Source organism: Bradyrhizobium sp. MI1.10 (assembly GCF_055811035.1).
Window position 1 is genome coordinate 40,426 of record NZ_JBVVPN010000029.1, and the last position, 22,304, is coordinate 62,729.

Annotated in this window: 23 protein-coding genes and 1 tRNA gene; 12 read left to right on the forward strand and 12 right to left on the reverse strand. The window is 63.1% G+C overall.

All coding sequences use genetic code 11. The features are described 5' to 3' along the window. Positions 1–278 precede the first annotated feature (278 nt). From AC0L3K_RS27115 to AC0L3K_RS27135, 5 genes are all read right to left on the reverse strand, one after another. Positions 279–749: a hypothetical protein gene (locus tag AC0L3K_RS27115; protein ID WP_473367223.1), complete on the reverse strand. Its 471-nt coding sequence runs from the start codon at positions 747–749 to the stop codon at positions 279–281. 79 nt (positions 750–828) lie between these two features. Next, positions 829–1,233 (reverse strand): hypothetical protein, encoded by a 405-nt coding sequence (locus tag AC0L3K_RS27120; RefSeq protein ID WP_473367224.1) that lies wholly within the window; start codon positions 1,231–1,233, stop codon positions 829–831. Positions 1,234–1,304: 71 nt separating this feature from the next. Further along, positions 1,305–1,646 carry a hypothetical protein gene (locus tag AC0L3K_RS27125; protein ID WP_473367225.1) on the reverse strand — a complete coding sequence of 114 codons (342 nt, stop codon included), beginning with the start codon at positions 1,644–1,646 and terminating at the stop codon, positions 1,305–1,307. A gap of 223 nt (positions 1,647–1,869) precedes the next feature. Beyond that, positions 1,870–3,255 (reverse strand): AAA family ATPase, encoded by a 1,386-nt coding sequence (locus AC0L3K_RS27130; RefSeq protein WP_473367226.1) that lies wholly within the window; start codon positions 3,253–3,255, stop codon positions 1,870–1,872. Further along, the gene (locus AC0L3K_RS27135; protein ID WP_473367227.1) at positions 3,252–3,677 is read right to left on the reverse strand and encodes a hypothetical protein; all 426 of its coding nucleotides are present in this window, start codon (positions 3,675–3,677) and stop codon (positions 3,252–3,254) included. Before AC0L3K_RS27135 ends, AC0L3K_RS27130 begins: the two co-directional genes overlap by 4 nt. 128 nt (positions 3,678–3,805) lie before the next feature. Between AC0L3K_RS27135 and AC0L3K_RS27140 the strand changes: the two genes are divergently transcribed. The 6 genes from AC0L3K_RS27140 (at position 3,806) to AC0L3K_RS27165 (ending at position 9,181) form a co-directional block, all read left to right on the forward strand. Next, positions 3,806–4,282: a MerR family transcriptional regulator gene (locus AC0L3K_RS27140; protein ID WP_473367228.1), complete on the forward strand. Its 477-nt coding sequence runs from the start codon at positions 3,806–3,808 to the stop codon at positions 4,280–4,282. Beyond that, positions 4,282–5,697 carry a phage portal protein gene (locus tag AC0L3K_RS27145; protein ID WP_473367229.1) on the forward strand — a complete coding sequence of 472 codons (1,416 nt, stop codon included), beginning with the start codon at positions 4,282–4,284 and terminating at the stop codon, positions 5,695–5,697. Before AC0L3K_RS27140 ends, AC0L3K_RS27145 begins: the two co-directional genes overlap by 1 nt. Beyond that, positions 5,690–7,456 carry a phage major capsid protein gene (locus AC0L3K_RS27150; RefSeq protein ID WP_473367230.1) on the forward strand — a complete coding sequence of 589 codons (1,767 nt, stop codon included), beginning with the start codon at positions 5,690–5,692 and terminating at the stop codon, positions 7,454–7,456. Before AC0L3K_RS27145 ends, AC0L3K_RS27150 begins: the two co-directional genes overlap by 8 nt. A gap of 3 nt (positions 7,457–7,459) precedes the next feature. Further along, entirely contained in the window at positions 7,460–7,675 is a 216-nt protein-coding gene (locus AC0L3K_RS27155) for a phage head-tail joining protein (protein WP_473367231.1), read from the forward strand. Positions 7,676–7,799: 124 nt separating this feature from the next. Next, the gene (locus tag AC0L3K_RS27160) at positions 7,800–8,141 is read left to right on the forward strand and encodes a hypothetical protein (RefSeq protein WP_473367232.1); all 342 of its coding nucleotides are present in this window, start codon (positions 7,800–7,802) and stop codon (positions 8,139–8,141) included. After that, positions 8,138–9,181 carry a tyrosine-type recombinase/integrase gene (locus AC0L3K_RS27165; protein ID WP_473367233.1) on the forward strand — a complete coding sequence of 348 codons (1,044 nt, stop codon included), beginning with the start codon at positions 8,138–8,140 and terminating at the stop codon, positions 9,179–9,181. The genes AC0L3K_RS27160 and AC0L3K_RS27165 overlap by 4 nt, the downstream gene beginning before the upstream one ends. Positions 9,182–9,248: 67 nt before the next feature. On the opposite strand, the gene AC0L3K_RS27170 is transcribed toward AC0L3K_RS27165, so the two are convergent. Both AC0L3K_RS27170 and AC0L3K_RS27175 read right to left on the reverse strand, forming a co-directional pair. Continuing rightward, a tRNA-Ile gene (locus tag AC0L3K_RS27170) sits at positions 9,249–9,324 on the reverse strand. 379 nt (positions 9,325–9,703) lie between these two features. Then, the gene (locus AC0L3K_RS27175) at positions 9,704–10,678 is read right to left on the reverse strand and encodes a Bug family tripartite tricarboxylate transporter substrate binding protein (RefSeq protein ID WP_473367234.1); all 975 of its coding nucleotides are present in this window, start codon (positions 10,676–10,678) and stop codon (positions 9,704–9,706) included. A 107-nt stretch (positions 10,679–10,785) separates the two neighbouring features. Between AC0L3K_RS27175 and AC0L3K_RS27180 the strand changes: the two genes are divergently transcribed. After that, positions 10,786–11,763: a TAXI family TRAP transporter solute-binding subunit gene (locus tag AC0L3K_RS27180; protein ID WP_473367235.1), complete on the forward strand. Its 978-nt coding sequence runs from the start codon at positions 10,786–10,788 to the stop codon at positions 11,761–11,763. Between the two features lie 108 nt (positions 11,764–11,871). On the opposite strand, the gene AC0L3K_RS27185 is transcribed toward AC0L3K_RS27180, so the two are convergent. Further along, positions 11,872–13,101, reverse strand: a complete 1,230-nt coding sequence (locus AC0L3K_RS27185) for an ABC transporter substrate-binding protein (protein ID WP_473367236.1) — start codon at positions 13,099–13,101, stop codon at positions 11,872–11,874. 98 nt (positions 13,102–13,199) lie between these two features. Then, positions 13,200–14,093, reverse strand: coding sequence for a substrate-binding domain-containing protein (locus tag AC0L3K_RS27190; RefSeq protein ID WP_473367237.1), 894 nt, complete (start codon positions 14,091–14,093; stop codon positions 13,200–13,202). A gap of 406 nt (positions 14,094–14,499) precedes the next feature. Here AC0L3K_RS27190 and AC0L3K_RS27195 point away from each other — a divergent pair, with 406 nt between their 5' ends. From AC0L3K_RS27195 to AC0L3K_RS27205, 3 genes are read left to right on the forward strand one after another with little or no spacing between them, the layout of a single operon-like run. After that, positions 14,500–15,333 (forward strand): ABC transporter substrate-binding protein, encoded by an 834-nt coding sequence (locus tag AC0L3K_RS27195; protein ID WP_007600660.1) that lies wholly within the window; start codon positions 14,500–14,502, stop codon positions 15,331–15,333. A gap of 54 nt (positions 15,334–15,387) precedes the next feature. Continuing rightward, the gene (locus AC0L3K_RS27200; RefSeq protein WP_473367238.1) at positions 15,388–16,494 is read left to right on the forward strand and encodes a molybdopterin-binding protein; all 1,107 of its coding nucleotides are present in this window, start codon (positions 15,388–15,390) and stop codon (positions 16,492–16,494) included. Between the two features lie 12 nt (positions 16,495–16,506). Further along, positions 16,507–18,456 (forward strand): molybdopterin biosynthesis protein, encoded by a 1,950-nt coding sequence (locus tag AC0L3K_RS27205; RefSeq protein WP_473367239.1) that lies wholly within the window; start codon positions 16,507–16,509, stop codon positions 18,454–18,456. A gap of 26 nt (positions 18,457–18,482) precedes the next feature. On the opposite strand, the gene AC0L3K_RS27210 is transcribed toward AC0L3K_RS27205, so the two are convergent. Genes AC0L3K_RS27210 through fdhD form a run of 3 tightly spaced genes read right to left on the reverse strand, consistent with a single transcriptional unit; the run spans position 18,483 to position 20,285 of the window. Continuing rightward, entirely contained in the window at positions 18,483–18,716 is a 234-nt protein-coding gene (locus AC0L3K_RS27210) for a hypothetical protein (RefSeq protein WP_245285994.1), read from the reverse strand. Between the two features lie 56 nt (positions 18,717–18,772). Continuing rightward, positions 18,773–19,414 (reverse strand): molybdenum cofactor guanylyltransferase MobA, encoded by a 642-nt coding sequence (gene mobA, locus AC0L3K_RS27215; protein WP_473367240.1) that lies wholly within the window; start codon positions 19,412–19,414, stop codon positions 18,773–18,775. Then, on the reverse strand, positions 19,395–20,285 hold the full coding sequence (gene fdhD, locus AC0L3K_RS27220; RefSeq protein WP_007600665.1) for a formate dehydrogenase accessory sulfurtransferase FdhD: 891 nt from the start codon (positions 20,283–20,285) through the stop codon (positions 19,395–19,397). Before fdhD ends, mobA begins: the two co-directional genes overlap by 20 nt. Positions 20,286–20,493: 208 nt before the next feature. Between fdhD and mobB the strand changes: the two genes are divergently transcribed. Then, positions 20,494–21,021, forward strand: coding sequence for a molybdopterin-guanine dinucleotide biosynthesis protein B (mobB, locus tag AC0L3K_RS27225; protein WP_007600666.1), 528 nt, complete (start codon positions 20,494–20,496; stop codon positions 21,019–21,021). A 9-nt stretch (positions 21,022–21,030) separates the two neighbouring features. Then, a complete protein-coding gene (locus tag AC0L3K_RS27230; protein WP_473367241.1) occupies positions 21,031–22,287 on the forward strand; it encodes a molybdopterin molybdotransferase MoeA in 1,257 nt (418 codons plus the stop codon). Positions 22,288–22,304: the final 17 nt, after the last annotated feature.

Below are 22,304 nucleotides of genomic sequence, written 5' to 3' on the forward strand. Positions count from 1 at the left end.
TCGTTTTCCCGAGGTAATCCAGCAACGTGACGCGCTCCGGCGCTCGCTCTCCGAAAGCGAGTTCCCACGCAGGTACTGTACCCAAGAGAGAATGCGGTTGCGCGCTGCGCGCCAGCTACCCCCAGCGCCAGAAATGTCCACGGCCCACAACAACATAATTGCGAAATTATGCAAATATTTGGAATTTAATATCAACCCCCTTGGAAAATTCCATCTCTACGGAACCTAGGCGCGCGCGCCGCAACCGCACCTGTTGTTTGGCACAGGACCCCTTTTGGTTATCGCTTCGTATCGGCAACTTTTCGGGCGAGATAGCTGAAGCAATCTTCCGCCATCATGCCAAATATCTCCGGGTGAGTTGCTTTCTCCTTGCACTCGAATTTGGCGATCAGCTTCGAGATGTCGCCCGTCCAGAATGTACACTCTATCGGGAGGTGAGCGAACTTGTTGCGGATGTCTTTGATAATCCGCAACTTCCCGTAGATATCATCGTTGATTTGACCGAGGGCATAAGCGACCTCGATCTTGTCGCCGAATTCCGCGAGCGGGCCATAACCTTCGAAGAGGCGTTCCTGCTTCTTCTCTGACAGCTCCGGTCTCATTTTCTGCCGGATCGCGCGTCGCAATTCCTGATCCAAAATTGCCGCTGTCAGCAGCACGTCGCTCGCGTGTCCCTTCGCTGAAAGTTTATGCAAAAAAACAAACTGCTCAACATCGTGGACTGTAACGCCGCGAGGTTTTTCGGGCATTTCTTTCTCTCTGTTTATTGGTTTTCAATCATGCGAGATCGAGCGCGGCAGGGTCGAGCCCGCAACTTTGCGTCAGTAATCAGCGAGGCAGAAGTCGTCTGATCTTCGCGACGTTCGCCTTGATAGCGGCATTCTGTTCACGTGCGCTGCCGAGCTTCTTCGTGCGAATGAGATGGAGAACAGCCTTTGCTTTGCTTGCAAAGCGCTCGACCTCTTGAATGGTCTTTCCCTCTGATCGGCTGGCGACAATCATAGCTCTGAGGCCATAGTACCGGGTCAGGAACTTCCGGTGTTGGATGATGAAATCGAGTTGGTCTCCGGTTCCGCTTACACCGACTGCATAACGCGGTCCCGGCATTGGAAAGACGCCGAGTATGTCGCCTTTTGCTTTTACATATTTGAGGTGTTTTGAGGTGAATTCGCGAATGGTGCCGCTCTTGCCAGTCGAGCCCGGTCCGGTCACGCAGATGATGGTCAAAGCCATGGTCGGGTTTCCAAATAGATAAAGTAGAGGGTCCAGCCTAACAAAACCAGCGGTAGGTGCAAACCGACACCTTAGTGTAGGCTGCCACCCTCCCAGCGCTCCACCTCGGCTTCCGCCAACTCCACCAGCTCCGGCCAGTCCAGATCACGGTCCAGCGCACGCGCGAAGCCGGTCGCGTCGCCATAGTCGGCGCAGCCGTCGGCGATCTCCTCGGCAAGCGTCGCCAAGGTCCAGTTGACCGCGCGTGGATTGAGCCGGACCATCTTCGCCGTCAGGCTCGCCAGAACCGGCACTGGAATGGCCTTGGCCGTCGCAGCCAGGTTGGTCAGGTGCGCCGCGCCGGGCGCATCAGCGAGCTTGCCTGCGAAGTGCAGGAAGTACTGCTCGAACAGGTTCGTGGGCATCACATACATTCGGTTGGCTCCTTCGTTGCGACGGACGACGCGCGCGCCGCCCAGATTGATTTTTTCATTTCCGACACCCCCGATCTGCTCCAGTCCGTTCGAGTTTCCTGCTCTTGCTCCACTTCCAGTTATCCCTAAAGGGATATAACTGGAGCGGAGCAGATCAGAGCGACCAGTTGCTCCACTTCTGCTCCAGTCAACTGGAGCAACTGGAGCAGGTCTGATTACCGGCTCAGTCGTCGTCGGCGACCTCGATAAATTTCTTCGGCTTGCGGCGCTCATCCGGCCGCTCGACCTCGACCAGAGCGCCCGTTTTGCGCCATGTCTTGATCAGCGCGAGCACCTTGGCGCGGTCGTGCTCGTCGGCAAGACTGAGGCCCAATGTTTTGGCAATCGCGATGCCGACCCAGCTATTCGCCCGCTGGTCGGCGCGCCATTGGCCTGCCTTAATCGCCTGAGCACACCGCTCGAAGTCCGATCCGGTGACCCCGGCCAGCAAGTCGGGCCACTCCCAACGGGTCGCAACGCCGATGTCGTCGCCCTTCAGATCACCGAAGGGGTTGCCGCTGAGACGGGTCAGCGGGTTATTGTCGAGATCGACCGAAACCAGCTTGAACCAGTCTCGCTTGTCGGCTGGCTTGGTCAGGTTGGCCTTGTCGGCATAGGCAGAGAAATACGACCGATGCTGATCGACGCCTGCTTTCTTCGCTTCAGCTTCGGTCATGCGATTGAGCACGCGAACGGAGCGACAACCATCAGTCAGCGCGACGCCGCCACGTGCACTTTGCACCGTGACCTCCTGTTCGCCCTTCCGAACGTGGTGGATGAGCTCGACCGCGCAGTTACCCTGATCGGCGACTTTGCCCCATTCCTTCACCACCATGTCGATGGCGTTGTTGTCGTTCTCAGGAACCTTATGCGACGAAATAAACGGATCGACGATGACAACGTCGATGCTGCGCGCCTTGATCTCCGCAATCAAGGCGTCAACGACAGGCGCGCAGATCACCGTATCACGTCCTTCCGTCTTGGCGATGACAAGGGGACGTTCACGGCCATGGTCGATAAACAAGCGGTCGCCGATGTCGTTTTCCGTGAGCTTGAAGTATTTGGCAGTCGCTTGGATGCGACGCGTCGTCTCCACGGCAGGATCTTCAAGGTTGAAGTACCAGACGCGGAGCTGTTCGGAGCCGATGCCGAGCAACGCCCGACCCGACACCGTCGAGAGCATTTCGCTAATGATGAGCGACGATTTACCGAGGCCGCCCGGCGCAATCGTAGCGCTGACATATTCACGGATGAGATGCTTGCCGTAAAGAAACTCCCTCATCGGAATTTGCTCCGGCGGCGTCCAGCGATACGGTGTTGCGCGCATCTGGCCGCGCGACATATGCTCCGAAATCTTGAGTGTCGTGCGCGCATCGGCAATCATCTTGCGGATATCGGCCGGGGTGTGACGGCGAAACGATGCGCAGAATGCGTGGATGTCGTGATCGGTTTCGTTAGCCTGGATCAGTTCCTCGATCACCTGAGCCATGTTATTCGATTGCACGATTAACGACGTTCGGCGCTTGAGTTGCGCCAAGAACATCTTTTCGGCTTCTACGATCTCGTTCATGCGCGCACCTCGCGCAGCAAGCGATCAACGTCGCGACGGTTGACGCCGATGTAAGCGCTGACCGGCGCGAACCCTTCGTCGGCCGGACCGTCTTCACCGAACACGGGGATGATGTTGATGCCCATCTCTGACGCCGCGACCAGCACCGCGCCGCGCGAGATGTGGCCACGGCGGCCCAAGCGCTCGACTTCATGTTTGAGCCAACCGATAGTCAGGTACTCATCGGGCTGCACGGTGCGCATCGGGCGACACTGAGCAAACACGGATTTGACGATCTCCACTTGGCTGCGCTGGATATTGTCCGGGATCGGGTCGCCGAAGTCCTCGGTCGAAAACCCGGCTGAACACGCCCAGTAGTCGCCGATCTTCACCGGCCCGGTGGTGGACGCGTTTGCGCCGATGCTGTAAGCTGCTGCTTCCATTAGTGATTTGCCTTTCCAGCCCGCTTCCGGTGCGACAACCGTAGGCGGGTTTTTCGTTACGAATAGCTTGAAACGTAATACAGATTATGTTACGTGACAATCTATTCGAATTAGCAGGGCAAATTCCCATGAAGATCGACACCAATGAAGAGGTGTTCACGTCGGACAAGGTGGCCGCCGCCGCTGGCTGCTCCGAAGCCACGCTTCGTCAGTGGCGAAACCGTTATGCGTTTCTTGAGAACACCGTTACCGGCGGCATGGAAGTCAAGCGCTTCTCTCTGTCTGATATCTGCGTCGTTCGCGCCATCAAGGTTTTGACCGACTACGGCCTGAGCGCTCGCGACGCGATTTATCTCGCCAATCACCCCATGGGCTTGCGCAAGCTGTTCGCCGCGCTTTTGAGCAAATCCCATCGCGTTCAGACTTTGCTTAGCATCCGGTCGGGCAAGAGCCAGAACGAAACGTTTGAGTTCAGCCTGTTTGGCCCTGAACACTTCCACTACGAGATGGAGCGTAGCGGCGGCATCATGACGGTTTTTGACCTGACCGTTATCGCCGAGCACGTTTTCAATCACTTCGAACAGCAGAACAAGAAGTCATCGTGATGGGTATCATCACCCGCGCACGTAACGCCTTCCGCGCCTTCACCCGCGCATTCTCCGGCTATGACATCACCGGCGGTTCGGGCCGCTGGCCGACGCAGTACATGCTGCCGTCTCCCATCACGCAACAGCTCGCGGCTGGTCGGCTGGCGTCACGCAAGATCGCGCATCAAGCCGAAAACAACGCCTTGATGGCGAGCATCATTCAGCACGCGGTCACCGCTGTGGTCGCCGACGGTCCGACGGTGCGCGCCGCGCATCCTGACGCCGAGATCGCCGCGAAGTTGCAACGCGCCTGGAATTACTTTTTTCAAGATTGCACCGTCGAGGGCGGCATGTCGCTCGGTGGCTACCTCTCTCGCGTGGCTCGCGGCTTCTATGTCGATGGCGAGAGCTTCACTCAGCTTGTCACCGATCCGGCCACCATGCGGCTGAAGCTGCATCTGTTGACGGCCGATCAGGTTGACAGCTCCAAAACCATTCCGTCGCTCGGCATGACCGGCGATATTCCCATGATCGTGGCCGGTGTCGAATTCGACAGCACCGGCCGCCGCGTTGCCTTCTGGGTTCTCCCCACGCCGCCGGACGCGCCTTGGGCCAGCGTCTCGCCTCCCGTTCGCGTCTCCTCGCTTGACGTTGCGCATGTTTTCGAACCGCACCACCCCGGCGTCCCGCGCGGCATCAGCTCGCTGACTTCTGTCGCGCCGTTGGCGATGGAGCTGGACAATTGCATCGACGCGGCGGTCGTGAAATTGCGAACGACTTGCCTCGTGGGCATGGTCGTGCGCGATCCCAACGGTGAAATGGCGTTCGATGAGAGCACCGACCCCGCGTCGCTCTATCTCGAACCCGGCGCGACCTTGCGTCTGCCGCCCGGCGCGGATGTCAGCTTTCCGCCGACCTCCGAGATGAATACCGTTCCGGAAGTGCTGTCACACATTGAGCGGCTGATTTGCGCGGGCGCTGGCGTGCCCGCGTTCATGGCAACCGGGGACTTCGGCGCAATCAACTACAGCGCTGGTAAGCTCGGTTTGGCGACGTTCCAGCGTCGCGTGAAGGCGATCCAGCAAAATCACATGGTCGCGCAACTGCTCACACCGATTTGGGATCGGTTGGTGCTGCTCGAAGTGCTGTCCGGCCGCATGCGCGCGCCCGACTATGAGAGCAATCCCGAGCGTTACGCCGCCACGTTCCTCTTTCCGGGCTGGCCCGCCATCGACGAACTCAAGAAGGCGAAAGCCGACACGCTCGCGGTCGCGGCCAAGCTGCGTTCGCGTCAAGAAATCATCAGCGAAGGCGGGCGCGATCCCACCGACGTTGATGCCGAAATCGAAAACGATCCCTTTGCCGCCGACGATCTGTCGGCAAGCGCTGGCGGTATCGCGAGCCAAAATGAAACGGAGAATGAGAATGCGTAATTCCACTGCCCTCTTGCTGCGCGAAAGCGCAGTTGACCTCACCCGCCGCGACGCGATCCCGCGACCGCGTACCTTCGACCCGGAGGCGGGCACTATCGAAGCCATCATCGCATCGACCGCGCCGGTTCGGCGTCGTGATGCGCGTGGCGATTTCATGGAAATCCTCGATCCTTCGGGGCTGGACCTCGGCGTCACCCGTGGCGCGTCGGTGCTCGACAGCCACATGCAGGGCGGCATCGACAACGTGCTTGGCACGATTGACGACGTTTGGATCAACGGCAGCGAAGTGATTGCGCGCTTGCGCTTCTCGTCGCGTCCTGAGATCGCGCCGGTCATCACCGACATCCGCAACGGCATCATCCGCAATTTGTCTGTCGGCTATGAGGTCGGCGAGTGGAAAGCGGGCAAGGATGCCAATGGCGTGCGCACCATGACGGCCGTCCGCTGGTCGGTGCGCGAGGCGAGCTTTGTCGCCGTGCCCGCCGATCCGACCGCGCGCACCCGCGCCGCCGACGGTGACCGCGCCATCCGTGAACTCGGCCGCCGGGCCGGTGCTGCGACGGACCGCGTCACCGCCCTGATCGAATGCGGCGCGAGCATCGACGATGCGCGCCGCGCTTTTCTCAATGACATGCTGGATCGGTCTGTCACCGTTCGCAGCGCAGGAACCGCCAATATGCACAACGTTATGACGCTCGATAACCCCGACGTTTTTCAGCGCGCCGCCGCCGACGCCATGTACACGCGGATCGTGCCGAACTTCACGCCGATGCCGCAGGCTCGCCAGTACGTCGGCATGAGCTGCGCCGACATGGCCCGCGAGTGTCTGCATCGCGCTGGCATCTCGACGCTGGGCATGGCCGCGCCGAGCCTGATCACTCGCGCATTGCAGACCACCTCGGATTATCCGGCATTGCTCGCCAATCTGATGAACAAGTCGCTGCGTGAAGCCTACCAGATCGCGCCGAGCGGCATCCGTCGCATTGCGCGGGAGACGACGGCCAATGATTTCCGCGCCAAGAGCCGCATTCAGCTCGATCATTCCGGTTTCAAGCTCGCGGCAGTGTCTGAGAGCGGCGAGTATCAGTATGGCTCGTTTGTTGACACCGCTGAGAGCTACAGCATCGCGACTTACGGCAAAATCTTTCCGATCTCGCGGCAGGCGTTGATCAATGATGATCTCGGCGGCCTCGGCGACATCACCCAGCGCCTTGGCCTTGCTGCCGCTGAATTCGAGCGACAGAAGCTGGTTGATCTGATCGTGCAGAATTCGGGCCTTGGCCCGACCATGAGTGACAGCGTCGCGCTGTTCAACGCCGCGCACGGCAACGTCGGCACGGGCGGTGCGCCGAGCGAGACGACCTTGTCGGAAGCGCGTCTGTTGATGCGCAATCAGACCGGTCCCGGCGGCGGCGGGATCAGCGTTGTGCCGCGCTACCTGATCGTGCCGAGCGCGCTGGAGACCAGCGCCGAGAAGCTGATCACGTCGGTGCAGGCGACGCAGACCGCCAACGTCAACCCGTTCGCGTTCCTCGATCTGATCGTCGAGCCGCGTTTGACCGACACCCATCGCTGGTACTTGTCGGCTGATCCGGCGCTGCTGCCCTGCGTCGAATTCGCCTATCTGGCGGGCGCGCCGGGTCCGCAGACTGAGAGCCGCGCGGGTTTCGAGGTTGATGGCGTTCAGACCAAGGTCCGCTTGGACTACGGTTGCGGTGCCGTGGAGTGGCGTGGCCTTGTCACGAATGCGGGTCAGTAAGTGATGGCCGATCTCGCGGTATTGCAGGCGCAACTCGACGTGCTGAAGCGCGCGTACCGTTCAGGCACGCGCTCGCTGGAGTACGACGGTCGTTCGATTACTTATACGAACGGCGAGGAGATGCGCGCGGCTATCGCTTCGCTTCAGAGCGAGATTGCGCAGATCATGGGCACGACGACGCCGATTGTCGGCGTCGTGCGCTCGACGAAAGGTTATTGAGCTTCGGCACAGGGCAACTGAGGGCGACGCGGCCAGCCCAACAACGGAAAGCCAATACCTCCCTGCTGTGTCGGTCCTTTGGGGGTCAAGGTCGGCGAGGCCGCTTCATTACCGGCTTTCGACAATGTACGTCGAGTTAAGCCAACGCTATATTGAGGAGCGAAAGGCCATCTCCATGGACAGCCGCGACGACGCCTGGCAGGCGTTCATTGAGTTCAGCAAGCGGGGATTTGTACTCGGCGATGACCGTGAGCGTTGGGACATCGAAACATTTCCTCCCAAAAAGAAGCGTGGGCGGAAGCGCCGGATGACACTGGCGCGCGCGATGCGGCAGGCAAGCGAGGCTGGAGTTGCGGTGAACAGCGCGACCGTCAACGCAGACGGCAGCGTTACGCTTTTATTCGGTGAAGCCGCGCCACAGAGCGATGGCGCGACGGGTAGCGAGTGGGACGAGGTGCTGCAATGAGGTGGAAGCTACCGAAATACGTCAATGCCTACACCGACCGAAGCGGCACGCCGCGTTTCTATCTGCGCCGTCGCGGCCAACGGCTCGTGCCGTTGCCGGGTTCGCCATGGTCGGAGGAGTTCCAGCGCGCCTATCAAGAGGCGATGTCCGACGCACCTTCAGTCGTTAACCGGAGCAAGTCGGGCACTATTGCCACGCTGGTCGATCAATATCTGAACTCCGGTACTTTCCGCCATCTCGCCACCGAGACGCAACGCACCCGCCGCAACATCCTGCTTCGGTTCGCTAAGGAGCATGGCAGTAAGCGCGTGGCGACGCTGCGGCGCGAGCACATCATCGCGCTGGTCAACGGCAAGTCTACGAAGCGCTTTGCCGCGCGCAACTTCCTGAAGACTTTACGCGTGCTCATGGCCTTCGCGGTCGATAACGGCGCATTGCGCGAAAACCCGACCGCTGGTGTGAAGAATTTATCCGGCAAGACCGATGGTTACGCGACGTGGAGCGAGGAGCACATCGCAACGTTTCGCGCGCACCATTCAGTTGGGAGCCGCCAGCGGCTGGCACTGGAATTGTTGCTCTGCACTGCTCAGCGCCGCAGTGACATCGTGAAAATGGGAAGGCAGCATCTGCGCAAGAGCAAGGATGGTGCCTTGATCGATGTGCGCCAGCAGAAGACCGGTACATCGCTGGCGATCCCGGTGCACCCCGATTTGCAGGAGGCGTTGGATGCGATGGCGTCCGACAACATGACGTTTCTCACGACGCATCAGGGCAGGGGCTTCAGCAGTGCTGGTTTCACCAATTGGTTTCGTGATGCCTGCAATGCGGCCGGACTGCCGAAGGGATTTAGCGCGCACGGTCTGCGAAAGGCGGCATGTCGTCGTCTCGCGGAAGCTGGATGCAGCGCCAACATCATCGCTTCAATCAGCGGCCATAGGTCACTTGATGAGATCGAGTTGTACACGCGTGCAGCCGATCAGGTGCGGATGGCACGCCAAGGTATGGCGGCGCTCGTCAGACAGAACGCGAACGCGAAGTGACTAATCAGGAGATCGGTTAGTCAATTCGAGGAAAACTTCCAACGATTACAAGGCCCAAGAACCAAGGTGGTGGGCCCGGCAGGACTCGAACCTGCAACCAGACCGTTATGAGCGGCCGGCTCTAACCATTGAGCTACAGGCCCCGCCGCGAGACGGCCACGAGAGGCGCGGCCGGCAACGGTGCGCGGTTCGTTTACAGGGACGGAGGCGGGGGTGCAATGCTGGCTCTGGCGGATGGAAACGCCGGCGCGGCAAGGCCTGCAATTTTTGAATAACCGAAATTGGCGATGATGCCCTTATAGTCCTGTTTTGCCCGACGGCGCAAGCCCACCTCGTCGAGCCTTCGCCCCGCCCTTTGGCAATCGCGCCAGGGGGCTCCGTTTTTCGATTTTGTAACCCCTTGTGATCGCTCGATGTTTCTACTGTGCATGGGGTTGTTTTCGCACATTTCGTTTGGAGGGGTCTTCCGATCCCCTCCGATGTCGCGTCGGCGCGCTGCAGGCGCGCGGCAGTTCCGCAGGCCTAGTCCACCGACACGCCGGCGAACTCCACCACCTTGCGCCACTTCTCGGTCTCGTCGGTGACCAGCTTGCCGAACTCGGCCGGCGTCATCGGCTTGGGGATGCCGCCGGTCTCGGTGAGGCGCGCGACCAGCTTCGGGTCCTTCAGCGCCTCGTTGACGGCCTTGTTGAGGATCTCGATCACGTCCTGCGGCGTGCCCTTCGGCGCGGAGATGCCGTAGAAGCCGACCGATTCGAAGCCCGGCACGGTCTCGGCGATCGCGGGCACATCGGGCACGCTCGGCCAGCGCTGCGGCGAGGTGACGCCGAGCGCACGGACATTGCCGCCCTTGGCCTGCTCCATCGCGGAGGGGAGGTTGTCGAAGATCAGCTGCACCTTGTTGGAGATGATGTCGGGGAAGGCGATCGCAGATCCCCGATAGGGCACGTGCACCATGTCGCACTTGGTCATCACCTTGAACAGCTCCGCCGACATGTGCACCGAGGTGCCGTTGCCGGACGAGGCAAAGGAGATCTTGCCGGGATTGGCCTTGCAGTAGTCGATGAACTCCTGAACCGTCTTGGCGGGAAACGCGTTGGAGACGACCAGCATGTTGGTGAGCTGCATGATGCTGGCGACCGGCACCGTGTCGCGCAGGAAGTCGAACGGCAGCTTCTTGTAGAGCGAGGTCGAGATCGCGTTGTTGGGCGCGACGAACAGCAGCGTGTAGCCGTCCGGCGGTGAGGTGATCGCGGCAGCGGCCGCGATGTTGCCGCCCGAGCCGGTGCGGTTCTCGACGATGAATTGCTGGCCGAAGCGGTCAGTCAGCCACTGCGCCATGATCCGCGCCACGATGTCGACCGGGCCGCCGGCGGAGAAGCCGATGATCCAGTGCACGGGACGGTCGGGATAAGCGGCGGAGGCGGGAGGTGCGGCGCCCAACAGCGTTGCAAGGAAAACCAGCCCGAAAACACTGTTACGCAAAATTCGCAACATGACGCCTCCCATTGTTCTATTGTCGTTGGGCTGCATGCTTTCACAAAAACGGAGCGCTGCCTACATCGCCGCAAGTCGATGTTGACGCGCCCCCGCCGGGACCGACCATGAGATTCGCTTTTCCTTTCCTTCTCGGCGCGGCGCTGCTTTCGAGCCCCGCTGCCGCTCAAACCGGAGGCAACGCCATTCCGACTACGACACCGAGCCTGACGATCAGCTTGGGCACCGCGACGCCCGGCGGCGGCTTTCCGCTCTATGGCAACGCCTTTGCGCAAGCGATGAACGCGGCCGATCCGCAAATCATCATCACCCCGCGCAACACCAAGGGCAGCAACGAGAACATTCCGCTGCTGGAGAAGGGCGAACTCGATCTCGCTCTGGTCGCGGGCGAGCCGGCCTATGAAGCCTTCGCCGGCATCGGCCGCGCGCCGGTACGGTTGAAGATTCTCACCGCGATCTATTCCAACCCCGGCATGTTCGTGGTGCGCACGGACAGTCCGTACAAGACCATTCGCGATCTGGTCGGTCAGCCCGTCGCATTCGGCGCCAAAGGCTCGGGCCTGCCGATCCTGGCGCGCTACGTGCTGGATGGTCTCGGGTTGAAGCAGGACGAGGATTTCAAGGCCATCTATCTCGACCGCGCCGGCGACGGCCCCGCGATGGTCGAGGACGGCCGTGTCGCAGCACTCTGGGGCGCCGGCATCGGCTGGCCCGGTTTTGCCGCGGTGGCCTCGAGCGCGTCAGGCGCGCGCTTCATCGCGCCTGACAGCGAGGAGATCGCGCGCATCCGCGCCAAGCATGCGTTCCTCAAGCCGCTCACCGTGCCGGCCGGCAGCTATCCGAACCAGTCCGAGCCGATCGCCTCGCTGGGGTCCTGGAGTTTTGTGCTGACGCGCGAAGATCTGCCCGACGATGTCGCCTATCGCCTGGCGAAGACGCTTCACGGCGTCGAGCCGACATTCTGCAAACAGCTCGCGCAAGCCTGCGAGACCACGGCCGCGAACACCGTCGCCGCCGCGCCGAAGCCCGAGCTGATCCATCCCGGCGTGATCAAGTATTTTCGCGAGATCGGGGTGGTGAAGTGATCGCGCAGCGGTCATTCCGGGGCGGTCCGCAGGACCGAACCCGGAATCTCGAGATTCCGGGCTCGGTGCTTTGCACCGCCCCGGAATGAGGATCGCTTTAAGCGATCCTCACTTCTTCACCATCGCACACGCTGGGTCCGGCGGACCGAACGCCTTGTCGCCCGAGATCGTCGTGAGGATCTTGTAATAGTCCCACGGATATTTGCTTTCCTCCGGCGTCTTCACCTGCACCAGCCAGAGGTCGTGCACCATCAGATTGTCCTCGCGCAGTTTGCCGTTGCGGGCGAAGAAATCCTCGATCGGCTTTTCCCGCATCTTGGCTGCGACCTTGAGCGGATCGTCGGTGCCGGTGTCCTTGATGGCGTTGAGATAGTGCATCACGCTCGAATAGACGCCGGCCTGCCACATCGACGGCATCTTGTTCATCTTGGCGAAGTAGCGCTTCGACCATTCGCGGGTCTTGTCGTCCATGTCCCAATAGAACGAGGTCGTCAGCAACAGCCCTTGGGCGGCCTGCAGGCCGAGGCCGTGAATGTCGGTGATCAGCGCAAGCAGTGCCGCCATCTGTTGGCCGCCCTTGAACACGCCGAACTCGGAGCCGGTCTTGATCTCGTTCATGTTGTTCGGCGGACCCGCCGCGATGCCGATGATCTTGGCCTTGGAGGCTTGCGCCTGCAGCACGAAGGAAGAGAGGTCGGGCGTTGCCAGCGGCGGCTTCACCGAGCCCAGCACCTTGCCGCCATTGGCGGTCACGACCGCCGAGGCGTCGCGCTCCAGCGAATGGCCGAAGGCGTAGTCGTCGGTGATGAAGAACCAGCTGTCGCCGCCGCGCTTGACCACCGCGTCAGCGGTGCCGACCGCGAGCGCGCGGGTGTCGAACACCCACTGGATCGCATAAGGCGAGCAGAACTTGCCGTGGAAATCCGCCGTGCCGGTGGAGTGGGTGATGAACAGACGCTTCTTCTCGTTGGCCATGTTCTGCACCGCGAGCCCGACCGCGGAGACCGGCACGTCGACGATCAGATCGACCTGGTCGACGTCGTACCAGCGCCGTGCAATCGCGCCGCCGATGTCGGCCTTGAGCTGGTGGTCGCCGACGACAATGCTGATCGGCTTGCCGAGCACGGTGCCGCCGAAATCGTCGATCGCCATCTGCGCCGCCGTCACCGAGCCCTGGCCGGTCGGCGCCGAGGCCGGACCGTTCATGTCGGTGAGCACGCCGATCTTGACGACGTCGTCGGACACCTGCGCCATTGCGGCGCCCGGCAGCAGTGTTGCTGCCACGAACGTCGCTGCAAAGCCGGCAGCAACCGGCAGTCCAAATCTCGTTGGCTTCATGCTTGTCCTCCCCTGATCCGGCGCGTTGGCCGGTGTGCCCCGGGTATGGCCCGGCTGAATTGGTTTCTTTTGCAACTATTTGGGGGCGGGCGTCAACGTCAGCCGGCGAAGCGGATTTGTCCGGCCGGCGAGGGATCGTAGCCGGTCAGCTCCGCGGCGCGCTCGAGCAACCGCTTTTCGCTGAGGAACCGGATCAGGCCCTGCATCGCGGGCCGGAAATAGCTGCGATGCCGCATCGCGAGGTCGAAGTTTTCCCAGACCAGCGGCACGAAATCGAGGCCGGCCGAGCGCGCGGACGCACGCGTCGCGATTCCGCAATCGGCTTGTCCCGCGCGGACGATCTCGGCGAGATCCGGCCCGGTCAGGGCCGGCGTCTCGATCCGGCGCAAATCGCGCGTCGACGCGGCGGCGCGCTTGAGCAGCACATCGAGCAGCATCTGCGCGCCCGTGCCCTGTTGCCGCATCGCCATCCTGGCCCCGAGCGCGAGCACGTCGGAAAGGCCGCGCAGCCGCTTGGGATTGCCCGGCGGCAACACGAGGCCTTGCTCGCGGCGCACGAACGCGACCAGCAATGCATCATGCAGGTCCGGAGCGTCTCGCAGCACCGTCGCATTGGCGTCGGCGGCAAGATTGCCGTCGGCATCGAGGCTGTGGAAGTGCATTGCCACGGCCATCACCTCGTCACGCTGCAACCGCTCGAGCCCGCGCGCGCTGCCCTCGCTCATCGAGCCCAGGCCCGAGCCGGATTCGCGCAGCCCCCAATCCAGAAGCTCGTCCTGGCTGCCGCCGACGACCGGCGGCGGCTCCGCGATCAGCATGCCGGCCGGGCGCGCCAGTCCGGACAGCACCCAGAGGTCGAGTTCGTGCCGCGGGAAGAGCCACTTTCCGGTCACCTTGGTGCAGGGGATCGCACCGGTGGTGACGAGTTCGTATAGCTTGCGTTCGCCGAGCCGAAGATAATCGGCGGCTTCGCTGGTCGTCAGGAATTCCATCCTGCATTCCTATGCAAATTCTTGCTTCTTTTTGACGGTCGACGCAGGTGGAATTCTGCATTTCAAGTTTTGTCCGCCACGACCATGCCTGATCATCTCGCTGCTTTGCAACACATCCTCACGCGCGATCTCTGCTTTGGTGAACGATCCTGAATCGCTCGCGTGGTGCCCATCTTGCGGGCTGTCGCGCGCGCAACTGCAATGGGCATATGCCGCTCCGCGTGTTGCCGAGATTTCCCGAGTCGTCGGCGCGCGGACGCGGAGGGTAAAGTCTGTGGCCGGTAGTGGCTTGACCTGCGCTCTATCTGTTGTTGTCTGCATCCGGCGCGGCAACGAGCAAACGCGTCACGAGTGCGGCGCAATCGATCATCATCATGATCGCGTCATAGCCAGTGGGAACCCGATCATGGCCGTCCGCCGCCTCTCCGTTGCACTCGTGCTTCTCTGCGGCCTTGCCGCAGGCGTTGCGGCGTCATCCGCGGAGGACCGCGCGATCGTGCTTGCCACGACCACAGCGACGCAGGAGTCCGGCCTGCTCGATTACCTGCTGCCGATCTTCCGTGAGAAGACCGGCATCGACGTGACCGTGATCGCGCGGCGCGCCGACGAGGTGCTCGAGGGGGCACGAAGGGGCGAAGTCGACGTCGTGCTGATGCATGCACGGCCGCAGGAGGAGAAATTCGTTGCCGACGGTTTTGCGGTGAAGCGCTTTGACGTGATGTACAACGACTATGTGCTGATCGGGCCGAAGAGCGATCCCGCCGGCGTGAAGGGCAAGGACATCGCGACCGCGCTGAAGGCGATCGAGGCCAAGGGCGCGCCGTTCGTGACGCGCGGCGACCGTTCGGGCACCCATGCCGCCGAGCTCGCGCTCTGGATCGTCGCCGGCATCGACATCGCGAGCACCAAAGGCGGCTGGTATCGCGAGGCCAAGCAGGGCATGGCCTCCGCCCTCGATGCAGCGCGCACAGCGAACGCCTATGTGCTGTCCGACCGCGGCAGCTGGATCGCTTTTCGGGAGCGCGGCGATCTCGACGTCGTCGTCGAAGGCGACAAGCGTCTGCTCAATCAGTACGGCGTGATGCTGGTGAACCCCGCGAAGTTTCCGAACGTGAAGAAGGAGCTGGGGCAAGACTTCGTCGACTGGCTGATCTCGCCTGACGGGCAGGCGGCGATCGCCGGATACAAGGTCGACGGACAACAACTGTTCTTCCCCAATGCGGACAAGTCGGGCGGCTGACGTTCGTATCGCCAGCGGTTGCCAAACCGGGCGATGCATGGTCCATCATGGCGCATGACCCAGCGCCTGCCGCCCTCGCTGACGCCGCTCGACGCCGCGCTCGCCGCGTTGCTGAAGGGGCTTGATCCGCTCGCGCCGGTGGAGTTGCGGCTGACTGAAGCGGTCGGCTGCATCGCGGCCGGCAATCCGCTGCTCGCGGCCCGACCATCGCGTGACGTCGCTGTCGCGGATGGCTGGGCGGTATGCGCCAATGATCTGGTCGGCGCGTCCTCCTATTCACCGCTGCCTCTCGCAACAGCGCCCGCCTGGGTCGATGCCGGCGACGCGATGCCGGCGGGATGCGACTGTGTGCTCGATGCGGACGCAGTCGAGCTATCTGGTCCGCTCGTCCAGGTGTTGGCGGAGGGCGTGCCGGGGCAGGGCGTCAGGCGTGCGGGAAGCGACATCGACGGACGAACGCCTGCCGCGGCAGAGGGGAATCCGGTCGGTCGTGCCGCTCTGTTGCTCGCGCGTGCCGCCGGACTGGACCGGCTGAGCGTGCGGCGTCCGCGACTGCGCATTGTCAATGTACCAGGTGCAACGCTGACCATGCATCTGATTGCGGACATCGCACGCACCGCAGGGCTGGATGTGCAAACGCACGAGGCCGGCGCGCGCGACGCGGGATCGATCGCGGAGGCGATCGGGGCGCCCACCTGCGATCTCCTGCTGACGATCGGCGGCAGCGGTGTCGGTCGCAGGGATGCAGCGGTCACGGCGCTGGCCCAGCGTGGTGACGTGATCGCCCATGGTCTTGCGCTCCAGCCCGGGCGCACCGCCGCGATCGGGCGGCTCGGAACCATTCCTGTCGTGGCCTTGCCCGGATCGCCGGATCATGCGCTTGCGGTCTGGCTTGCGCTCGTGCTGCCGCTCGTCGACCGGCTGTCGGCGCGGCTGCCGCGCCGACCGATAGCCTTGCCGCTCGCGCGAAAAATTGCATCCAGCGTCGGCATCGCCGAAATGGTCCTGCTGGCCGAGGAACATCATGCGTGGGTGCCGCTTGCGGTAGGAGAATGGCCGCTCCAGGCAATTGCCCGTGCGGATGCATGGCTGCTTGTTCCCGCCAGCCACGAGGGATTTGCAGCAGGCGCGCCGGTCGATGCCTATCTGATGCGGGAATGATATGGGTTTAGCATGACCATGATCCCGCAATCGCCTGACCGCAGCGCGCTCGAACAGGAACAGTTCCTCGAAATCCTTTCCCGCGAGGAGGCGCTGGCACGCTTCGAGGCCGCGCTGTTCCCGCGCGCTCTTTCGAGCGAAACGCGCAAGCTCGGTGCTGCGCTTGGCGCGTCGCTCGCTGAAGACGTCACTGCGCCGATCGACGTGCCGCCGTTCGACCGTTCCAATGTCGATGGTTTTGCGGTGCGCTCTGCGGATCTTGCGACAGCCGGCGAAGGCGCGCCGGTTCGCCTCGGGCTGAATGGCGAGACCATTCACTGCGGCACCGTACCGGCGGTGCAAGTCGCCGCGGGAACGGCAACGCCGATTGCCACCGGCGGTCCGCTGCCGCGCGGTGCCGATGCCGTGATCATGGTCGAGCATACCCAGCCGGCGGGGTCCGGTGCGATCGACGTCCGTCGCGCGGCCTCGCCCGGGCAATTCATATCCTACGCAGGATCCGATATCGCGCGTGGCGAGGCGCTGCTGCGCGCCGGCACCATCATCGGCTCACGCGAGGTCGGCATGCTGGCGGCTTGTGGTATTGCCGAGGTGAGCGTCGTGCGCAAACCTCGTGTTGCCGTGATCTCCACCGGTGACGAATTGGTTCAGCCGGGCGAGGTGCTCGCGCCCGCTGCGATCTACGATACCAACGGCGCGATCGTCACTGCTGCGATCGACGAGAACGGCGGAGAGGCGGTTTTCCTTGGCGCCATTCCGGACGACGAAGCTCAGCTCGAAGCCGCCATGAGGGGTGCGCTGGCGGACGCCGACATGCTGGTGCTCTCCGGCGGCACGTCGAAAGGCGCGGGCGACCTGTCCCATCGCATCATCGGCCGGCTCGGCCAGCCCGGCATCATCGCGCATGGCATTGCGCTCAAGCCCGGCAAGCCGCTGTGCCTTGCGGTGTGTGACGGCAAGCCGGTGGTGATCCTGCCGGGGTTTCCGACTTCGGCGATGTTCACCTTTCACGACATGATCGTACCGGTGCTGCGCAAAATGGCCGGACTGCCGCCGCGTTCCGATGCCAAGGTGAACGCGACCGTGCCGGTGCGCATTGCTTCCGAGCTCGGCCGCACCGAATTCGTCATGGTCTCGCTGGTCGAAGGCAAGGACGGCTTGATCGCCTATCCCTCCGGCAAGGGGTCCGGTGCGATCACGTCGTTCGCGCAGGCCGACGGCTTTCTGCGCATCGACGCACTCGCCGACAAGATGCCGGCCGGGACCGAGGCCGAGGTGACGCTGTTTACGCCGCATGTGCGGGTGCCCGATCTCGTTATCGTCGGCAGCCATTGCACCGGCCTCGATCTCGTCACGGCGCAACTCGCGCATGCCGGCCTGACCGTGCGCTCGATCGCCGTCGGCAGCCTCGGCGGACTTGCGGCGGCGCGGCGCGGTGAATGCGATCTGGCGCCGATCCATCTGCTCGACGAAAAGAGCGAGACTTACAATACGCCTTACCTCGCCGAAGGACTCGAGCTCGTGCCGGGCTGGCGGCGGATGCAGGGCATCGTGTTCCGCAAGGGCGACAAGCGTTTTGAAGGCCACAGCGCGAAGGATGCCGTGGCCGCGGCGCTCGCTGATCCCTCCTGCATCATGGTCAACCGCAACCAAGGCGCCGGCACGCGCATCCTGATCGACCGGTTGCTCGGTGGTGCGCGCCCGGAGGGCTATTGGAACCAGCCACGCTCGCACAATGCGGTGGCCGCGGCGGTCGCACAGCACCGCGCCGATTGGGGCATGACCATTGCGCCGGTCGCCAACGCGGTTGGCCTCGGTTTCATTCCGCTCGCGGAGGAACATTATGACTTCGCGCTGGTGACGGCGCGCAAGCAGCGTCCGGCAGTGCGGGCCTTTCTCGATGCGCTCGGCTCGGACGAAGCGCGCGCCGCGCTGGAGCGCGCCGGCTTCCGACCGGCGTAGTCTGGCATCGTTCGGTCAGCGCTCCGCTACGAGGTTTGGATTGTCTCCCCGCCGGTCTGTTCGCGCACGCGCTGCCGCTCCTCGGCTTCGGCAAGTGCGCGCTGCGCGGCGGGCGGCAGCGGGCCCTCAACGATTTCAGGCTTGCTCCGCCACTTCGTGTCGTCGACTGCGACCGAGCAATCGAGTGCGAAATCGATCACTTCGAAGATAACGTTCAAGAGGGGGTCCGTCATGGCTGATCCGGGCAATGTCCCGATCATTGGTCGCTCGCGTTCTCGTCTCGGTTCACGGCCCGCGAACCCAAGCTCACGCGGCCTTAAGCGGCGTCATCCAGTGCGGTCAGCCGTTCCGCTTCCGCGATATCTTCAACGGTGTTGGCATTGAAGAACGGATCGAGCGGCTCCGTCGGCCACGTCACGGTCGCGAGCGGGTAGCGCGCGGTCCAGCGGTCGATCTTGCGGAGGTCTTCGACCACCAGCGCATGACGCAGTTCGTCGCGCAAGCCAACGCGCCACAGGCCGATCACCGGATGCGATTGATCGCCTGATGCCGCAACGGCGAGCTCGGCATTCGCCGCGATGCGTTTTTCATGCAAGCGCGCGACCAGATCGCGCGGCAGGAACGGGCAATCGCAGGCGGCACTGAGCACCCACTTCACCTCGGGCCGGTTCGCCGCGGTCCAGTCGAGCGCGGCAAGGATGCCGGCGAGCGGGCCGGGAAAGCCGGGCACGTCGTCGGCGATGACCTGCAAACCGAACGCGGCGAAGCGGGCGGGATCGCCGTTGGCATTGAGGATCAGCCCGCTGCATTGGGGCGATAGGCGCGCGATCACGCGTTCCAGAATGGTGCGGCCGCCAATGGTGCGCATCGGCTTGTCGCCGCCGCCCATACGCCGCGCGAGGCCGCCGGCGAGCAGCACGCCTTGCGTGGTCGGAAAGCTAGTCGTCACCACCTTCACCCTTGCGCTTGTGCTTGGCCGATTCTTCCTCGACGTAAGCGAGGTTCTGGTCGTAGACGATGCGCTCTGCCCCCGACAACGCGATGAACCGTTTGCCGCGGGCGCGGCCGACCAGCGTCAAGCCCACCTGCCGGGCGAGATCGACACCCCAGGCGGTGAAGCCGGAGCGCGACACCAGGATCGGAATGCCCATGCGGACCGTCTTGATCACCATCTCCGAGGTGAGCCGTCCCGTGGTGTAGAGGATCTTGTCGGATGCATCGACGCCGTGGCGGTACATCCAGCCCGCGATCTTGTCGACGGCATTGTGACGGCCGACATCCTCGGTGTAGCAGAGCGGCTCGCCCTCCCTGCACAGCACGCAGCCGTGGATCGCACCGGCCTCCAGATAGAGCGAGGGCATGGTGTTGATGGTCTGAGTCATCTGGTAGAGCCAGGAGGTGCGCAGCTCGGCCTTCGGCAGCGCCACGCTCTCGACCGCCTCCAGCAGATCGCCGAAGGCGGTGCCCTGCGCGCAGCCCGAGGTCTGTGTGCGCTTCTTCAACTTGGCTTCGAAATTGGTGTGGTGCTCGGTGCGCACCACCACCACTTGGAGGTCGTCGTCGTATTCGACCTCGGTGACCGCGTCATTATACTTCAGCATATTCTGGTTGAGCAAATAGCCCAGCGCCAGATATTCCGGATAGTCGCCGATCGTCATCATGGTGACGATCTCCTGCGAATTCAGGTAGAGCGTCAGCGGGCGCTCCACCGGCACCTTGATCTCGATCCTGGCGCCGGACTGGTCGGTCCCGGTCACGCTCTCGGTGAGGCGCGGGTCCTCGGTGTCAGGGACGATCAGGGGCACGGGGGCTTTGTCGATCTTCATCATGGCCGCGACGTTAGCATGACATTCGGGTCAAGCCGATATAAGCATGCTAGCGAGAGAACGAAATGCCGCCTATTCGTCATTGCGAGCGAAGCGAAGCAATCCAGGCTGCCGCCGTGGATGCATTCCTGGATTGATTCGCTGCGCTCGCAATGACGGAGAAGAGAGTGGTTCCATCAAGGACCGGGTCGCTCGCGGAGACGGAGCTGGAATGAAAGTCATCGGCCTTGCAGGCTGGAGCGGTGCGGGCAAGACCACGCTGTTGACGCGGCTGATCCCGCATTTCAATGCGCTTGGCTTGCGCGTCTCGGTCATCAAGCATGCGCATCACCAGTTCGACGTCGACGTGCCCGGCAAGGATTCCTGGCGCCATCGCGAGGCCGGCGCGGCCGAGGTGCTGGTTGCTTCGTCAAATCGCTGGGCGCTGATGCACGAATTGCGCGGGGCGGCGGAGCCGCGTCTGCCGGAACTGTTGAGCAAATTGTCGGCCGTCGACCTCGTCGTGGTCGAGGGTTTCAAGCGCGAGCCGCATCGCAAGATCGAGGTGCATCGCGCCGCCAACGACAAGCCGTTGCTGTTTCCCGATGATCCAGGAATTTTCGGGATCGCGGCCGACGTCGCCATTGAAACCCGACTGCCGACCGTCCATCTCGACGATATCGCCGCCGCCGCGGAATTGCTGCTGCGCGCCGCGATGCCAGTCGAGGAAGCGGTCGCGAAAAGCGCTGCGATGCGCTGACGAGGCACCATGGCGCAATTGTCGGACGATTGTTTTGCCTTCGGCGGACCGATGATGTCGGTCGACGAGGCCGTTGGCCTGATCACGACGCGCGTCAACGCGATTGTCGATCTCGAAACCGTGGCGCTCATCGATGCAGATGGGCGCGTGCTGGCCCGCGATATCGCGGCGCCGCTGCCGTTGCCGCCCTTCACCAATTCCGCTGTTGACGGCTACGCCGTGCGCAACGCAGATCTTCCTGATAGCGTTGAGCGGGCATTCCCGCTCGACGGCCGCATCCAGGCCGGCGGTCTGGCACTGGCGCTGATCAAGGCCGGCCACACCACGCGCATCTTCACCGGCGCGCCGATGCCGCCGGATGCCGAAACCGTCTTCATGCAGGAAGATGTCCGCATCGACGAGGCCGGTCGAATTGTGCTGCCGCCGGGGCTGAAGCCGGGCGCGAATGTCCGCCCTGCGGGAGAGGACATTCCCCAGGGCCACATCGCGCTGCGCGCAGGCCAGCGCTTGCTGCCGCAACATGTCGCGCTCGCGGCGGCGTTCGGCCTGGTCCGGCTCGACGTCGTCAGGCGCATCCGCGTCGCAGTGTTCTCGACTGGTGATGAACTGGCCTCGCCCGGCGAGCCGCGCGCGGCCTCGCAGCTGTTCGACTCCAATCGCTTCATGCTGATGGCGATGCTGCGCCGGCTCGGCTGCGAAGTCAGCGATCTCGGCATCTTGCGCGACGAGCGGACGTTGCTCGCGAATGGCTTGAAGCAAGTCGCAGGCAGTCACGATCTGATCCTCACCACCGGCGGCGTCTCGACCGGAGAGGAGGATCACGTCAAGGCGGCCGTCGAAAGCATCGGCTCGCTGGTGTTGTGGCGGATGGCGATCAAGCCGGGACGGCCCGTGGCGATGGGCATCATCGAGGGAACGCCGCTGATCGGATTGCCGGGCAATCCCGTCGCGAGTTTCGTCACCTTCGTGCATGTGGTGCGGCCGACGGTGCTGGCGCTTGCGGGGAGCCTGCCGGAGCCGCTGCTGCCGATTCCGGTGCGAGCGGCATTCACCTACAAGAAGAGGGCGGGCCGACGGGAATATGTTCGCGCCTCGTTACGACGGACGCAGGACGGCGCACTTGAGGCCATCAAGTTTCCACGCGAGGGCGCTGGGCTGTTGTCCTCACTGGTCGGCACCGACGGCCTCATCGAGCTCGATGAGGAGGTCACGCGTGTCGAGCCGGGGCAGAGCGTGGGTTTCTTGTCCTATGCCGATCTGCTCTGAGTCTTGGCGTTGCGTTG

What these genes read in the sequence shown, in the direction of transcription:
- AC0L3K_RS27195 (WP_007600660.1), top strand. Translation starts at nt 14,500, where the DNA reads ATGGCCGTCCGCCGCCTCTCCGTTGCACTCGTGCTTCTCTGCGGCCTT.
- AC0L3K_RS27135 (WP_473367227.1), bottom strand. Translation starts at nt 3,677, where the DNA reads ATGGAAGCAGCAGCTTACAGCATCGGCGCAAACGCGTCCACCACCGGG.
- AC0L3K_RS27210 (WP_245285994.1), bottom strand. Translation starts at nt 18,716, where the DNA reads ATGATCGGGACATTGCCCGGATCAGCCATGACGGACCCCCTCTTGAAC.
- AC0L3K_RS27130 (WP_473367226.1), bottom strand. Translation starts at nt 3,255, where the DNA reads ATGAACGAGATCGTAGAAGCCGAAAAGATGTTCTTGGCGCAACTCAAG.
- mobB (WP_007600666.1), top strand. Translation starts at nt 20,494, where the DNA reads ATGAAAGTCATCGGCCTTGCAGGCTGGAGCGGTGCGGGCAAGACCACG.
- AC0L3K_RS27145 (WP_473367229.1), top strand. Translation starts at nt 4,282, where the DNA reads ATGGGTATCATCACCCGCGCACGTAACGCCTTCCGCGCCTTCACCCGC.
- AC0L3K_RS27175 (WP_473367234.1), bottom strand. Translation starts at nt 10,678, where the DNA reads ATGTTGCGAATTTTGCGTAACAGTGTTTTCGGGCTGGTTTTCCTTGCA.
- AC0L3K_RS27185 (WP_473367236.1), bottom strand. Translation starts at nt 13,101, where the DNA reads ATGAAGCCAACGAGATTTGGACTGCCGGTTGCTGCCGGCTTTGCAGCG.
- AC0L3K_RS27125 (WP_473367225.1), bottom strand. Translation starts at nt 1,646, where the DNA reads ATGTATGTGATGCCCACGAACCTGTTCGAGCAGTACTTCCTGCACTTC.
- AC0L3K_RS27180 (WP_473367235.1), top strand. Translation starts at nt 10,786, where the DNA reads ATGAGATTCGCTTTTCCTTTCCTTCTCGGCGCGGCGCTGCTTTCGAGC.
- AC0L3K_RS27190 (WP_473367237.1), bottom strand. Translation starts at nt 14,093, where the DNA reads ATGGAATTCCTGACGACCAGCGAAGCCGCCGATTATCTTCGGCTCGGC.
- AC0L3K_RS27200 (WP_473367238.1), top strand. Translation starts at nt 15,388, where the DNA reads ATGACCCAGCGCCTGCCGCCCTCGCTGACGCCGCTCGACGCCGCGCTC.
- AC0L3K_RS27115 (WP_473367223.1), bottom strand. Translation starts at nt 749, where the DNA reads ATGCCCGAAAAACCTCGCGGCGTTACAGTCCACGATGTTGAGCAGTTT.
- AC0L3K_RS27155 (WP_473367231.1), top strand. Translation starts at nt 7,460, where the DNA reads ATGGCCGATCTCGCGGTATTGCAGGCGCAACTCGACGTGCTGAAGCGC.
- AC0L3K_RS27140 (WP_473367228.1), top strand. Translation starts at nt 3,806, where the DNA reads ATGAAGATCGACACCAATGAAGAGGTGTTCACGTCGGACAAGGTGGCC.
- fdhD (WP_007600665.1), bottom strand. Translation starts at nt 20,285, where the DNA reads ATGATGAAGATCGACAAAGCCCCCGTGCCCCTGATCGTCCCTGACACC.
- AC0L3K_RS27230 (WP_473367241.1), top strand. Translation starts at nt 21,031, where the DNA reads ATGGCGCAATTGTCGGACGATTGTTTTGCCTTCGGCGGACCGATGATG.
- AC0L3K_RS27160 (WP_473367232.1), top strand. Translation starts at nt 7,800, where the DNA reads ATGTACGTCGAGTTAAGCCAACGCTATATTGAGGAGCGAAAGGCCATC.
- AC0L3K_RS27120 (WP_473367224.1), bottom strand. Translation starts at nt 1,233, where the DNA reads ATGGCTTTGACCATCATCTGCGTGACCGGACCGGGCTCGACTGGCAAG.
- AC0L3K_RS27205 (WP_473367239.1), top strand. Translation starts at nt 16,507, where the DNA reads ATGACCATGATCCCGCAATCGCCTGACCGCAGCGCGCTCGAACAGGAA.
- AC0L3K_RS27150 (WP_473367230.1), top strand. Translation starts at nt 5,690, where the DNA reads ATGCGTAATTCCACTGCCCTCTTGCTGCGCGAAAGCGCAGTTGACCTC.
- AC0L3K_RS27165 (WP_473367233.1), top strand. Translation starts at nt 8,138, where the DNA reads ATGAGGTGGAAGCTACCGAAATACGTCAATGCCTACACCGACCGAAGC.